This window comes from Paraglaciecola sp. 2405UD69-4 (assembly GCF_047525415.1).
Classification (GTDB): Bacteria; Pseudomonadota; Gammaproteobacteria; order Enterobacterales; family Alteromonadaceae; genus Paraglaciecola.
On the sequence record NZ_JBLIXM010000002.1, the window covers coordinates 1,019,087 to 1,033,014 of the forward strand.

The following is a 13,928-nucleotide window of genomic DNA, read 5'->3' on the forward strand; positions in this document are numbered from 1 at the left end:
ATGAAAGCACAGCAAATAGTAATAGTGAATACAGGGTGCGCCAATATATCTTCGGTGAAATTTGCAGTCGAACGTTTAGGTGTAAACGTGACTGTAAGTGATGACACTCAAGTGATCCAAGCAGCCGACAAAGTATTTTTACCCGGCGTAGGCAGTGCCAATGCGGCTATGGCCAGCATAAAACAAAAGCAACTGGTTAGCTGTGTACAAAAGTTAACCCAGCCAGTACTTGGCATTTGTTTAGGTATGCAGTTAATGGTTGAAGCATCAGAAGAAAGCTTAACCGAGAGCACTGAGTGCCTAGGTTTAATACCAGGCCAAGTAAAACGCATGCAAGTGGGTGATTTACGCCTGCCTCACATGGGCTGGAATACCGTTACCCCTGTTGCAGACGCGCCCCTATTTAAAGGCATAGATGCCAACAGCTACTTTTACTTTGTACATAGTTTTGCTGTCGGTATCTCAGATTTTACTATGGCAAGCTGCCAATACGGAATGGACTTTTCAGCCGCCCTACACAAAGACAACTTTTTTGGTGTGCAGTTTCACCCAGAGCGCTCTAGTGATGTAGGGTCGCAGCTATTAAAAAACTTCATTGAGTTATAAAACCAGCGAATGAGAAAGGTTAGTAAATAAAATATGATCATCCCAGCCATAGATTTAATTGAAGGTTCAGTCGTACGTTTATATCAAGGCGATTACGAGCATAAAACAGAATATAAATTAGACCCTATTGATGTGGTACATAGCTACGCAGATCAAGGGGCTGAATGGTTGCATATTGTTGATTTAACAGGTGCAAAAGATACCAGTAAACGCCAATTAGATTTAATTGCAAAAATGGTGGCCACAGGCCGCATGCAGTTTCAAGCAGGTGGCGGTATTCGTAGCGAGCAAGACGTAGCCCAACTCCTAGAGATAGGCGTAAAGCGCGTGGTAATTGGTTCGTTGGCTGTTAAAGAGCCTGAACTAGTAAAAGGTTGGATCACTAAATATGGTGCCGATGCCATAGTACTCGCTTTAGATATTAATATTGATGAGTCAGGTAACAAGTTTATTGCCACTCACGGCTGGCAAGAAAACTCTGGGGTATCAATAGAAGCCCTACTCGAAGACTTTTTATCAGTGGGTGCCAAACATGTACTGTGCACCGACATCAGCCGAGATGGCACCTTACAAGGCGCTAATCACCAGTTATACACAGAAATGACCGAGCGTTTCCCAACTGTAGGTTGGCAAGCCTCTGGCGGTATAGGCAAGCTTGATGACATTGCCATACTCAAGCCCACTAAAGTAAGTGGCGTAATTTTAGGGCGAGCCTTACTAGAAGGTAAGTTTACAGTCGAGCAAGCAATATCTTGCTGGAATACTACAAGTTAACCCTAAGATTGCTTTACAATAGACAAACAAGCGAATAACAAAATTATATAACAAATTAGGAAATTATCATGGCGGCTTTTGGTACAGTGTTTATGCCTAAAATGGCTCTCGCTACCTTTGAAAATAACCAGTGGAGCACATCTGAAATTGTTGACTCCAATAGCATTCAATTGCACCCCGGCGCTCACGTATTACATTATTCAAGCACCTGTTTTGAAGGTTTAAAAGCCTTTAAACATGCCGACGGCAGTGTGCATATTTTCCGCATGGATCAAAACATTAACCGCTTTGATCAAAGCAGCCGCTTGCTTTCTTTGCCTGATATTGACCAGTCTCAAGTGTCACAAATGATTTTAGACATAGTGGGCCAATACAGTAGCGAAATCCCTGAGCCTCCAGGCTCAATGTATATTCGCCCAACCCATATTGGTACCGAAGCCGCTATTGGTAAAGCAGCAGCACCGAGTGTTAACTCCATGTTGTATGTGCTGATTTCACCAGTAGGTGACTACTTTGCAGGGGGCGCTAAGCCACTAAGAGTATTACTAGACGAAACCGGCATGCGCTGTGCGCCGCACATGGGCATGATAAAAAGTGGTGGTAACTATGCCAGCGCACTAGGGCCCATTATTGCCGCTAAAGAAGAGGTACAAGCAGACCAAATTTTGTTTTGCCCTAACGGCGATGTACAAGAAACAGGCGCAGCTAACTTTTTATTGATAGATGGCAACGAAGTCATTACCAAAGCATTAGACTCAAGCTTTTTACACGGCGTAACTCGTAGCTCTATTTTAACCTTAGCCGCCGACCTTGGGATGAAAGTTACCGAAACCCAGCTGTCGGTTGATGAGTTACTACAACGGGCTGCAAAACCTGGTGTAGAAGCGGCCTTGTCAGGTACTGCTGCAGTACTAACGTCTGTTGGCACCCTTATTCACAATGATAAAGAGCACACAGTAGGTAGCGGTGAACACGGACCAATCACCCAAAAGTTACGCCAAGCGCTAAATGATATCCAATGGGGTAAAGCGCCAGACACCCACAATTGGTTAACCCGAGTTAAATAAGGCCTGTTATGTTAGCTAGACGTATTATCCCTTGCCTAGATGTAAAAGACGGCAAGGTAGTCAAAGGTGTTAAATTTCGTAATCACGAAATCATTGGCGACATAGTGCCACTTGCTCAGCAGTACGCTGAACAAGGTGCCGATGAGTTAGTTTTTTATGATATCACCGCATCAAGCGACCAGCGCGTAGTGGATAAAAGTTGGGTAACTCGCATAGCCCAAGTTATCGATATTCCATTTTGTGTGGCCGGCGGCATAAAAACCGTTGCAGATGCAGGCAAAATACTTGAAATGGGTGCCGATAAAATATCGGTCAACTCCCCTGCTCTGGCTGATCCTGAGCTTATTACTCGCCTGCACGACACCTACGGCCAACAATGCGTAGTAGTAGGCATAGATAGCTTTTTTAATGCAGAAACCGGGAAATACCAAGTTCACCAATACACAGGTGACGAAAGCCGTACCCAAGTTACCGCTTGGGAAACAGCCGACTGGGTAAAAGAAGTTCAAAAACGCGGTGCCGGTGAAATTGTACTTAATTGCATGAACCAAGACGGCGTTCGCAAAGGCTATGATATTGCCCAATTAAAAGCTATTCGCGCTAACTGTACCGTGCCTTTAATCGCCTCTGGCGGAGCTGGCGAAAAAGTGCACTTTACCGATGTTTTTCAACAAGCTGATGTTGATGGCGCACTCGCCGCCTCGGTATTTCACAAAGGTATAATTCCTATTCCAGAATTAAAGGCCTACTTGCGCGAGCAAGATATTGCCATAAGAGATTAAGATGATAATTACAAAGCAAAATGTCGAAAAATTAGCCTGGGACAAAATGGACAACCTTATCCCCTGTGTCGTACAAAATGCCGTAAGTGGCAAGGTATTGATGCAAGGATACATGAACCAAGACGCCCTAGATAAAACCCTTGATACTGGGCTAGTCACCTTCTTTAGCCGCTCTAAACAACGTTTATGGACCAAAGGTGAAGAATCAGGCAACAGCCTTAACCTAGTGGAAATCACCTGCGACTGTGACAATGACTCTATCCTAGCGCTAGTCAACCCTATTGGCCCCACATGCCACACAGGTACAGAAACCTGCTGGTTCGACAGCCAGTCTGCTGACATAAGCTTTATCGCAGACTTAGAGCAAGTCATTGCCTCACGTAAAGGTGCCGATGCAGACTCTAGCTACACAGCCCACCTTTACAGCAAAGGCATAAAACGCATTGCTCAAAAAGTCGGTGAAGAAGGCGTAGAAACCGCCCTAGCCGCCACAGTAAAAGACCTAGAAGAACTTAAAAACGAATCTGCCGACTTGCTATATCACCTACTTGTATTGCTTCAAGCCAGTGACTTGAATCTATCTGATGTGGTTGCTGTGTTAAAACAAAGGCACAGTAAGTAAAGCTTACTAGTTTCATTAGACCTGTTTTAAAAAAACGAAGCCTAGGCTTCGTTTTTTGTTTTTAATTGTTGAGGTTTAGATAGGTACTGCGCCTTCTTAGTTAACTCCCTTGAATTACCTATGCGCTACGCTTACAAAACATTCGCACTGCTCACCAAGCATCTGCTACACATACCAAACATTCACTTTAATCACAGAAAAATGCATATAAAACTTGTAGGTCGGGCTTTAGCCCGTCAACTCACCTAGCGATAAATATTTTGCCGTTTTTAATTGGAAATAAATATTATTAAACAATAGACACAACCAAGCTTATGCCATTGTTTATAATCAAGTTATTTTGAAAGCTATAAATACAATACTCTGTATTTATCCAGAGTCGTAGGTTCTACATGGCAAGCCAAGAATTCTGCGGGGGCAGAGTCGTTGACTCGGCCCACCTTAGTATTTAACATGGATATACATATAAAAGTCCCGTCCTGAAATAAATTGGCATAACAGCGCATCCCTGGTTGTATAAAGCCCGTAAAACTTAGAAGAAAGTTAGTGTTTTGCTAATTTTTAGAATGGATGCCATGATAAGAACAACGAATCTATTTTAACACTAGTATGCAATGCTGTTAACACAAAGCTCACTTTGAAGACCAATCGGTGGCCTTCCGGTCAAAAGGTTGTCGTGTTTTCTACTTAGCCCAAGTGTTATGTTTAAAGGGAAGTTTAGTGTCATACGATAAATTTTTAAGTAGCTTTGACTCCATGTCTCCTATGATGGGAGAGTTGCTGACATTATCTAATTTTGTTCAAAGCAAAATAATTGAAATATCTCCGGAAGAAAAAACCACAAAGCTTTATCACTATACTTCGGCGCAAGGTTTAGAGGGGATAGTCTCAAATGCTAACTTGTGGGCAACTGACTATCGGTTTTTAAATGACTCGAGAGAAATGAAAGACGGATTAGATGTGGTATATAAAGCCCTCATTGACCGTGAAGAAGTCGTTCTACAAGAACTGGCTATATACCTTAAAGAGCACAGTGAAAATTTAACCGAATTTCTTACACCATATATCATTTCATTCTGCTCTAAACATGACCTTCTGAGTCAATGGCGAGCCTATTCAAATCAATCGGAAGGTTATTGTATTGAATTTGACTTATCGGATTCTCGATTATCTACGTATCAAAATAGCACTGTTATTATCTGCAACTTCTTACCAGTCATTTACGACGGTAAATTAAAACTTAAAATAGTTAATTTCATCATTGATGAGCTATCTAAAACTATTAAAAAATACAATATTGATAATGATAATATTTCAGAGTTAAACCCAGAGAATAAAGGCATGATAATTGGCTTGCTTCAAAATGTTTTTCAGATTCCTTTATTAACATTCAAAGATGAAGGGTTCTCTGAGGAAAAAGAGTGGAGAGCCATATTTTTGGCTAACTCAGTTCAAAATGAAAAATTAAGAAAATTCAGAACTACTGGAGGCACTTTTGTACCTTATGTTGAAAGTATATTTCTTCAAAATGATGAAGAAAATCTATTCCAACGCAAAACACTTCCGATTAGAAGTGTTTGTTTACCGCCTGCTGCAGGTAACACAACACGAAAAGGTTTGGAGTTATTTTTACATCACAACGGTTTTCAAGCTAAAAACAAAGTGTCAGTTTTGAATTCTGCAATACCATTACGCAATCAGAAAAACATTAATTGGTAAAATTTAAACATAATCGAGTCTAGTTAGTAGAGGTACTTACAGATACACCCATAGTAACAAATTCAAAATAATTATTTAAATCAAAGCACTAGAGATAAAACAACTGAGTAAAGTCACGATTAGAAACCAGTGCTACTTGCTTGAAGCTTTAGATTAATTATCATGGTTGTCTATATAAGAGCCTGACACCCCCTATCCTCGAACATCTTAATCCCATTAAACTGGTTATTTGAAATATGATAAAGAACAAAAATTGTGTTTATTGCGGTAAAGAAGTTAGAAAATCTAATAATAGCGATGATGGCCGCTCCGTAGAACATTTAATTCCACAAATAGCAGTCAGTAAAACAAGAACTAATGCTCAAGGTGATTTTCATGTTTGCAGAAAATGCAATACGGAGAAAAGCAAAATTGATGAGCTTTTTGGGCTTTTATCAAGGATAAATGCTCCCGGTAGTAGTGATGGTGAAGCCATATCTAAATTAGCTAGAATGGTTAATAAAAAAAATAAAACGGTACTCTCTATGGTGAATAGTGCCACTAAGCACGCTAATGGGGTGGAAGTAAAACTGCCATTTAAAGGCGGAAATATTTATAAATATGGAGTATTCCTTACAAAAGGAGAATATTTTAAGAAACATCGAAGCTTGCTTAGTGCGGATAATAAAATTGTTTTAGTTACTTGGGGTAGTCCACACCTAATTAAAAACCTTTTATCTAAGTACAGAGCAAAACATGGAACTAACCTCTTTGAAGGTTTATCACAAAATGCTCATGTTGAGAGTATTTTTGACGAATGCTTTATTATAGAAAGAAACAATGGCACTGAATTTTTATTTATTTTTAATCAGTCATATCTACTAATTACAAAGGTGGTTGATGACACCGAAAATAATAAAATTGAAAAACGAATAAACATACGTGCCTTAATTGCTGGTTTTTCTAAAAATGAGAAAAGTAAGTATTGTGCATAAATGGAATAAAGATGGCGTATTCCATTATTTATTAACTTCCAACTTTTTAAAGGAATGCGCCCCTTTTCAGCTGTTAAATGCCAGACAAAAACATTCTAGGTTATTAAAAACCTAAAAGCCCACCTCCCCCTCTAACCTTAACCTTGGCAAGTTAAGATGCCAATGTCATATCATTTGATGAGAAACCCTGCTCAGAATTGTCATTAACTTTATTGGTTTCTTGGCTTTCAAATTTCTTCCATACACGTTCGTGAAAATAGAATACAACTGTATTAACAGCTGGCTCAACAAGGGCCACTGCACCACCGATAACGGCACTACCAGTTAATAAATAAGTGACCGTAAACGCTACGGTAAAGTGTAAACAAGCAAAGGTAATTGTCTTTTTCATAATGTGTTACTCAATAATAGTTTTAATTTGATAATGAGAATTATTATCAAAAAGAAACATAAAAGATAATTGATTTTTAAGAACAACATCATCAGATAATTTAATGCTATAAATCAGAGTACATTGCGCACTACGAATAATAGAGCAAGCCTCTTTAAAATTCCTTATAGAGACACCCATTGCAACAATTTCAAAAATAATTATTTTAATCAAAGCGTTATAGATAAAATAACTGGACAAAATCACGGTTTAAAAAAGTGTTACTTGCTTGAACCTTTAGATTAATTATCATGGATGCCCAAATGAGGGGTTCGCATCAGGAGACAGGCAATGATCCTTGTATATGGGATTAATGAATATTTAAATCCAATAAAACCTAAACTTTCGGATGTGATACACGCGTCTATGAGGGAAGTGTTAGGGTTACCTGAAGATAAGCGCGCTCATCGGTTTATTCCTATGGAAAAGGAAGATTTCTTTTATCCTGGCGGAAGGACTGACGCATATACTGTCATAGAAATAAATATGATGGCTGGTCGTAAAGTAGAAACTCAAAAGTTACTGATAAAATCTATCTTTTCAAAAATTGAAAAAGAGCTTTCTATTTCCCCTATAGATATTGAAATTACGATAAAAGAGCAGCAGCCATATCAGTGGGGTTTTCGAGGGATGACTGGCGATGAGGTACGAGATCTCAAGTACAAGGTGAGCGTATAAAAACTGCGTCATGATGGGAATTTAGAATAAAATGGGCCACAGTCACTTTTTCTTCAAAGTAAAAACGATTTAGCTTAAGGCATTGTTTTTAATAGAGTTAAAGTGGTGAGACTAAGTTTCATATCCTGTATTTATCCAGAGTTGTGGTATCTAGATGGCAAGCCAATAAACATTCCGCTTTGAAAACCAATAACTATATGAAAAGATGAAACGGATTAATTAGCAGAATCATTATTCTTAGAGCGGCTTAAGCCTATGGTTTGGCTAATATACTGTTAGGTGTTTTTCAACAAGTAAGTGGGGTACAAATGGAAATTGCACTTTTATTGATTTTGTTCGTGGTTGCGTATTTATTTTACATTCAGAATCTAGACGAGCCCAAACGGAGAGTTCGAGAAAAAAAGTTTAGTAATGTCTCCAAGCTACATCCAGACTTAAAATGCCTTATTGATGAAGATAAAAAGATAGAAGCAATCAAAGAGTATCGTCGTATATATGGTGCTGGTTTAAAAGAAGCGCATGATGTTATATGTAAGCATTTGCCACAAAACACATAAAAATAGCAAAGACACTGATTGTACCAAATTCAAAAATAGTAATTTAGAATAAAGGAATGCGTCCCCTTTATTCCATTGCGATAGGGCCAATGATAAACCTCTATCCAAACAGCTACTTTAAATGTCTGCCACCATCTAGGTGTATTGTGCGGCCGGTGATGTAACGGCTTGCTAATAACCATTCAACGGTATTGATGGCTTCTTGAAACGAGCCTTCGGTTTGCATTAAGGATTTATTTCTAGCCTTTATTTTATAACTTTCATCGTCATCTTCATTAAACGCTAACAGGGCTGGGGCGATAGCATTAACTTTAATATTTGGGCTAAATCGCTGGGCGAATGACAGGGTTAAGTTTTCTAGTGCCGCCTTGCTGGCTGCGTAGGCAATATGCTTTTTACTCCCCTTAGATGCAACATAGTCACTGATGTGAATAATGTCGGTAAACTCTTGATCATCTTTAGGAGTAAGGAGTGAATGAAAGGCTAGGTTTAATTGGTAAGGTACTTCGGCATGGATGGTCATCATGTTAGAAAATATTTGATGATAAGCGGAAAAGTCTACAGTCTTGTTGTCATCATGCCAGTCTGATGCGTTATGAATTAAGCAGTCTAGGGTCTCGTTGTGACTTGCCACTGCTTTAATAAAGGCTTGGGTTTGCTGATGATCGTAAAAGTCTACTTGATACAGCTGTGCGCCCTTTGTTTGCAAATTTTTAATAGATGCTCTTTCGGTTCGATATGTGCCTATCACTTTGTATTGTTTGGCCAAAAAATATTCGGCCAAACATAAACCTAAGCGTTGCCCTACCCCTGTTATCACTACCGTTGGCATTTACTTTAAAAACTCTTGTCGCGTAATCGAGTTTTGCTTGAAGCTACCGCCAAGGGCTGTGGTAGAGGTATGGGAGTTTGTGTCCATTACGCCACGAGATTTAACGCAATAATGGGTTGCGTTAATTGATACTGCCACATTGTCGGTATTCAACAGTGTTTGCAGTGCCACTAAAATTTGTTGAGTTAGGCGTTCTTGTACCTGTGGACGCTGGGCAAAAAAGCGCACGATGCGATTGATTTTTGATAAGCCAATAATGCTGTCGTTAGGTATGTAAGCCACGCGAGCTGTGCCATCAATGGTGACAAAGTGATGTTCACAGGTGCTGGTTAAACTGATGTCGTCTACTTTTACCATTTCATCAAGCTTCATCTTGTTCTCGATGGCTGTGACTTTAGGAAACGTTTTGTAGTCTAAACCAGAGAAAATTTCATTAACGTACATTTTGGCGAGCCGATGAGGGGTTTCGCATAGGCTGTCGTCTGTTAAATCTAGGCCAAGTGTGGTGACGATGTCGGTGAAGCTGTCTTTAATTTTGGCGTATTTTTGCTTGTCGGTCAGCTCATTGTCAATCATAGGGGTTTCTAAGCCACGCTTAATCAATGCATTTCTGACCATTAATGCTTCTTCACTGATTTGGCTAGAGGATTTGTTTTCACTAGCAATGCTCAAGGCAGCCGTTTGTGATGTCATGATTATTTCTCCTGTGAACTGTTGCTGTGAATATCGAGTGACAGAGATACCGAATCGGCAAAACGCAGAGCATGGGGTTTGTCTATTTTAACTTTGGCATAGACAACATCTTGATGCTCATTACAAATATTGAGTACATCTGCCACCAGCTTTTCGAGCAATAAAAAACGTCCAGACTCGACATGTTTAATAATGGCTTTGGTGATGGTTTTGTAATTTAGGGCATCAGATACCTGATCCTCTAGACATCCGCTACTAAGGGGGTAGTGAATTTCAGCATTGATCACTATGTCTTGTTGTTTGTTTTTCTCTTCTTCATTAAACCCAATAAAAGTTCTGAGCCTAAGATTCGTTATTTCGATAATGGCGTTCATCTTAGAAGACGAAGTCTTAGACATCTGCTGAGTTGAGTTATCTGTTAGAGCGAAAGCAGGGGCATTCATTGCACATCTCTTCACTTATTTTATGTTGTTTTGGTTGTACGCCCTTGTTTTGATTTTGGTTCATGTTAAGAGGCGCTATAGCCGGTGGCATAATACTTATTAATATTGCTTTTAAATACAAAAATTTAATATTTGTTTAATTAAAGTGTCTAAATACTAGTGGTGGTTATATAAGTCTGTTTTGCATTGGCTATAAAGGCCGTTACAAAATAAAAATATATAGGTAGTATAAAATTATGACCGAAGTCACATAAAACTTTAATTCACGTAATAAATGGCTAGCTGCTGTTTACGCTCCTTAGCGTATGACTTTGGACTGATGACCTCTATTAATTTTGTAGATGTTGAATTTACTCACCTCAAGGACCCCAATGAAAAACATTAAATCTTTCGCTTTCCTACTTTTTCCTTTGGCTTTTTCAGTTAATTCTGTGGCTGATGAGTTTACTTTTGGAGCAGGTATTGGGAGTTTATACAGCGGCTTAGGCGTAAATATCGCGATGCGTTCAGATACAGACTTAAAGTATCTGTCTGCTGGGTGTGTAAGCTATTCAGATAGAGGCGGCTCTACTTGTGGAATAGGTGCCGGTTGGGTAACTACAGACGTTTTTGATTTTCAAGATACTCAACATGGCCTTAGTGCTTATGTTGGGGTGGTAGGCACTGAAAGCACAGCATTTAGGAATGATGAAGCTATCTACGGAGCAGGGTTTGGTTACCATTATTTCTTTAATGGTATTGGAATACCTGGAGCTAACGCTGGTATTTCGTTTTTAGTGGGTGACGCTAAATCAGGCACACACACTGGGATAATGGCTCAGATAGGTTATCAATTCTAATCTGTAATCAATTACTCATACTCATTTTTCTTGTTGATAAATCGCAACTCGTTTTAGATTGCGATATTTTAAAAGGACACTTATATGGACATGTTAATATTCTCTGTTGCACTGGTGCTGTTATGTATTCTTGTGTTTTTTATTAGGCGATTAACATTCGAACCAAAACGTGTTTTTACACTTTATGGCGAGACTGTACATATTCGTAAAAACCCACATAAATTAAATCGCCATTTTTTGAATAGTCATCCACTTGTTGTTCAAAAAGCATCTATCTCACAAATCCAAATGACGGGTGATATAGTGACCTTATTTAATCAAGCTAGTAACGCTACAGACATTTGTGCACCTAATTCTAAGCTTGCATCTGAAGTGTTTGAGTATGCAAAAAAACATTTTGAGCAGGCTAAAATTATTGAAGTGACTAAATAATACCTGTTTTAATTTTTAGCGCTTTACCGCTACTAGCCTAGCTGATTCGCCTTACGATAAGGCCCTTCGTAATCAAACAGACGCTCGGTGACTTGCCAGTGATGTTTTTGTTTTTTGGCTATTACAAAGTCTGGGGCTGGCAGGTAGGGTAAAAAGCTCTGTAGCTCTTCCAATGAGTCAAATTGAATCGATTGGGTGCCTTTGGCTAGCCTTCGGGCAAATAGCTCATTAAAACTTTGTCTCGACTTTTTAAAATTAAAACGAAAGGTTTCGGACAAGGTCAGGCCGTCTTCGTCGTGGTAGGTGATCTTTACTGTTTTATTGCTATGGTCAATTTTTGGTGTAATAGCGGCGCAGCGTAGCACCTTATTATTTTTTAAGTTTAAAGCCTTGCGCAATATATCATCGGGGTCGATTAGCTTTTCATGACAGTGCTGGCATTGTCTGGCGGCAATATCGTTTTCTTGGTTGCAATGGGGGCAGAGTTTAAAGCGAAAGCGGTAGCTGCACTGTTTATCAAATCCAGGGCCTTCAATGCCATCTTGGTTTTCGCTGTCTTCAATTAAACCTTGGCACCGACGCCCAAAGTGCTCAAGTATATTCCCTTGAGAGTCTGTTCTACCCCAAAAGGCATTGGCAAAACCACACTGCGGGCAATGTATTTGTACGGCAACTGAATCTGGCGTTGGCTTTTTTTCGCCTATTTCGGGTTGAAAAATATCGTACCCATTGTTGGTGTAATCTAATACTAAGCAGTCTTTTTTACCTGGGCTTAGCCGTAAACCTCGACCGACAATTTGTTGAAATAGGCTAATAGACTGGGTGGGCCGCAAAATAGCTATCACATCTACGTGGGGCGCATCAAAACCTGTAGTCAGCACAGACACATTCACTAAGTACTTAATTTGTTTGGCTTTAAAGGCGCTGATTAGCTCGTCCCGCTGATTGATTTTGGTGGTTCCGGTAATTAAGGCCGTTTGCTCTGCTGGTAAATAACCGCAAATTTCTTTGGCGTGGTCGATAGTGGCGGCAAAAATCATGACACCTTGGCGCTCTTTGCTTAGCTGTAATATTTGTTCGGTTACGGCCTGAGTAACTCGCGGGTGTTTGTGAATGAGCTCGTTCAAGGCAATGTCATCGGTGTTTTGCTCGCCGTCTAAGCTTTCGGTCAACAAACTAAAATCATAGTGGGCTATCGCTGCATCATAGTGAACAGGCGGTGTTAAATAGCCTTTTTTCACCATGTACTGTAGGGGCAGTTCAAAAATACACTTTTTAAAAAACGAACTTGGAGCAGGCCGAGCAAACCCACGGTAATGATGCTGGTATATCCAGCCACTGCCTAAGCGATAAGGGGTAGCGGTTAACCCTAATATTTTCACATTGGGGTTTAGGCTACGAAAGTGCGCCAGAGCCTTTAGGTATTGGGCGCTATCGTCCATGGATACTCGATGGCATTCATCAATAATAATTAAGCTGGCTGGGGTTTTAAAAGACCCTAAGCTCGCAGACAGCGACTGAATACTGGCAAAGGTGGTTTTGGCGGTATGTGTTTTTTGCCCTAGCCCCGCTGAAAAAATACCGGCTGGGGTGCCTGTTGCGAGTAACTTAGCGTGATTTTGCTCCACTAATTCTTTTACATGGGCAAGGCAAATCACATGGCCTTTTGCCAGTCGGCTTAATTCTGCAATCACTAAGCTTTTACCCGCCCCTGTAGGCAATACAATTACTGCGGGATCATCGCCATGACGAAAGTGCGCAAGTGCCGCCTCAACGGCTTGAGTTTGGTAGTCTCGTAATTTGAATGTTTGGCTCATGATGCTTGAAGTAGAGTTGTTTTAGTATGAGGCATTAAAATTGGCTTATATTGTCGCAAATACAGAATACCCCTAAACATCATTACCTGAGTAGTTGATTGCTTTATTTGCAATGGCATACGAGAAACCCTGCCCAATTAAATGTCGCAATGCCTTTTGTTTAAGTTTTTCATCGACAATTTTGGACTCACCAAATTTTTTGATTTTAAGGGTGAGGGCTTTATCTAAATAGTCCTCATCTGTGCTCTCTATTAATTCTACGCACTCGTTGATGATTTGCGATGTGAAGCCTTTGGTATAGAGCTTTTGTTTAATTTTGTTGGGGCCAATGTTTTTTTCTGCGTAATTTTGGGTCAAACGTTTTGCATACCTCAGATCATCTACTATGCCTTGTTCCATAAGGTAATTAAGGGCGTCTTCATTAAATGATGTGTTCTCTTTAAATAATGTGTTGGCCTTTTGCATTAAGGTTTTTGATGTGTAGTCTCCATATTTTCCAATCAGCCAGATGTAATAACCTTTCACTCGTTCGAAGGTTATTTCTTTGGGTTTTGCATCTTGCTTCTTTTTAAACATGGTTCAGGTTTTCTACATTATAACTGGCGTTAAGGTTTGCATTTTTGCTGGAATAAACACGTGCACAAGCGACAAGGATAAGTGAAT

Annotated in this window: 17 protein-coding genes; 11 read left to right on the plus strand and 6 right to left on the minus strand. The window is 39.8% G+C overall.

Features of this window, described 5'->3' with window-relative positions:
• From hisH to ACMUMK_RS10995, 7 genes are all read left to right on the plus strand, one after another.
• Complete coding sequence (gene hisH / locus ACMUMK_RS10965) at window positions 1-606, plus strand: imidazole glycerol phosphate synthase subunit HisH (protein ID WP_414701412.1); 606 nt, start codon at window positions 1-3, stop codon at window positions 604-606.
• A gap of 33 nt (window positions 607-639) precedes the next feature.
• Window positions 640-1,380: a 1-(5-phosphoribosyl)-5-[(5-phosphoribosylamino)methylideneamino]imidazole-4-carboxamide isomerase gene (gene hisA / locus ACMUMK_RS10970; protein ID WP_414701154.1), complete on the plus strand. Its 741-nt coding sequence runs from the start codon at window positions 640-642 to the stop codon at window positions 1,378-1,380.
• Between the two features lie 68 nt (window positions 1,381-1,448).
• The gene (locus ACMUMK_RS10975; protein WP_414701155.1) at window positions 1,449-2,447 is read left to right on the plus strand and encodes a branched-chain amino acid aminotransferase; all 999 of its coding nucleotides are present in this window, start codon (window positions 1,449-1,451) and stop codon (window positions 2,445-2,447) included.
• 8 nt (window positions 2,448-2,455) lie between these two features.
• Window positions 2,456-3,229 carry an imidazole glycerol phosphate synthase subunit HisF gene (gene hisF / locus ACMUMK_RS10980; RefSeq protein WP_133469121.1) on the plus strand — a complete coding sequence of 258 codons (774 nt, stop codon included), beginning with the start codon at window positions 2,456-2,458 and terminating at the stop codon, window positions 3,227-3,229.
• Between the two features lies 1 nt (window position 3,230).
• The gene (hisIE, locus tag ACMUMK_RS10985; RefSeq protein WP_414701156.1) at window positions 3,231-3,851 is read left to right on the plus strand and encodes a bifunctional phosphoribosyl-AMP cyclohydrolase/phosphoribosyl-ATP diphosphatase HisIE; all 621 of its coding nucleotides are present in this window, start codon (window positions 3,231-3,233) and stop codon (window positions 3,849-3,851) included.
• Between the two features lie 720 nt (window positions 3,852-4,571).
• Window positions 4,572-5,570: a DUF2971 domain-containing protein gene (locus ACMUMK_RS10990; RefSeq protein WP_414701157.1), complete on the plus strand. Its 999-nt coding sequence runs from the start codon at window positions 4,572-4,574 to the stop codon at window positions 5,568-5,570.
• A 236-nt stretch (window positions 5,571-5,806) separates the two neighbouring features.
• The gene (locus tag ACMUMK_RS10995; protein ID WP_414701158.1) at window positions 5,807-6,544 is read left to right on the plus strand and encodes a hypothetical protein; all 738 of its coding nucleotides are present in this window, start codon (window positions 5,807-5,809) and stop codon (window positions 6,542-6,544) included.
• Between the two features lie 151 nt (window positions 6,545-6,695).
• Here the strand turns inward: ACMUMK_RS10995 and ACMUMK_RS11000 are convergent, their stop codons facing one another.
• Complete coding sequence (locus ACMUMK_RS11000) at window positions 6,696-6,935, minus strand: DUF2061 domain-containing protein (RefSeq protein ID WP_133469113.1); 240 nt, start codon at window positions 6,933-6,935, stop codon at window positions 6,696-6,698.
• Between the two features lie 330 nt (window positions 6,936-7,265).
• On the opposite strand from ACMUMK_RS11000, the gene ACMUMK_RS11005 reads away from it, so the two are divergent.
• Window positions 7,266-7,652, plus strand: coding sequence for a tautomerase family protein (locus ACMUMK_RS11005; protein ID WP_414701159.1), 387 nt, complete (start codon window positions 7,266-7,268; stop codon window positions 7,650-7,652).
• 260 nt (window positions 7,653-7,912) lie between these two features.
• Entirely contained in the window at window positions 7,913-8,209 is a 297-nt protein-coding gene (locus ACMUMK_RS11010; RefSeq protein WP_414701160.1) for a hypothetical protein, read from the plus strand.
• 112 nt (window positions 8,210-8,321) lie between these two features.
• On the opposite strand, the gene folM is transcribed toward ACMUMK_RS11010, so the two are convergent.
• The 3 genes from folM to folX are packed head-to-tail and all read right to left on the minus strand — an operon-like array spanning window position 8,322 to window position 10,108.
• The gene (gene folM, locus ACMUMK_RS11015; RefSeq protein ID WP_414701161.1) at window positions 8,322-9,041 is read right to left on the minus strand and encodes a dihydromonapterin reductase; all 720 of its coding nucleotides are present in this window, start codon (window positions 9,039-9,041) and stop codon (window positions 8,322-8,324) included.
• Window positions 9,042-9,734 carry a GTP cyclohydrolase I FolE gene (folE, locus tag ACMUMK_RS11020; RefSeq protein ID WP_414701162.1) on the minus strand — a complete coding sequence of 231 codons (693 nt, stop codon included), beginning with the start codon at window positions 9,732-9,734 and terminating at the stop codon, window positions 9,042-9,044. It lies immediately after the preceding gene.
• Window positions 9,735-9,736: 2 nt separating this feature from the next.
• A complete protein-coding gene (gene folX, locus ACMUMK_RS11025) occupies window positions 9,737-10,108 on the minus strand; it encodes a dihydroneopterin triphosphate 2'-epimerase (RefSeq protein WP_133471280.1) in 372 nt (123 codons plus the stop codon).
• A gap of 440 nt (window positions 10,109-10,548) precedes the next feature.
• Here folX and ACMUMK_RS11030 point away from each other — a divergent pair, with 440 nt between their 5' ends.
• Both ACMUMK_RS11030 and ACMUMK_RS11035 read left to right on the plus strand, forming a co-directional pair.
• Window positions 10,549-11,016, plus strand: a complete 468-nt coding sequence (locus ACMUMK_RS11030) for a hypothetical protein (protein WP_414701163.1) — start codon at window positions 10,549-10,551, stop codon at window positions 11,014-11,016.
• A gap of 84 nt (window positions 11,017-11,100) precedes the next feature.
• Window positions 11,101-11,448, plus strand: a complete 348-nt coding sequence (locus ACMUMK_RS11035) for a hypothetical protein (protein ID WP_414701164.1) — start codon at window positions 11,101-11,103, stop codon at window positions 11,446-11,448.
• 32 nt (window positions 11,449-11,480) lie between these two features.
• Here the strand turns inward: ACMUMK_RS11035 and ACMUMK_RS11040 are convergent, their stop codons facing one another.
• The gene (locus tag ACMUMK_RS11040; protein ID WP_414701165.1) at window positions 11,481-13,265 is read right to left on the minus strand and encodes a DEAD/DEAH box helicase; all 1,785 of its coding nucleotides are present in this window, start codon (window positions 13,263-13,265) and stop codon (window positions 11,481-11,483) included.
• A 72-nt stretch (window positions 13,266-13,337) separates the two neighbouring features.
• Entirely contained in the window at window positions 13,338-13,841 is a 504-nt protein-coding gene (locus ACMUMK_RS11045; protein ID WP_414701166.1) for a regulatory protein RecX, read from the minus strand.
• Window positions 13,842-13,928 lie beyond the last annotated feature (87 nt).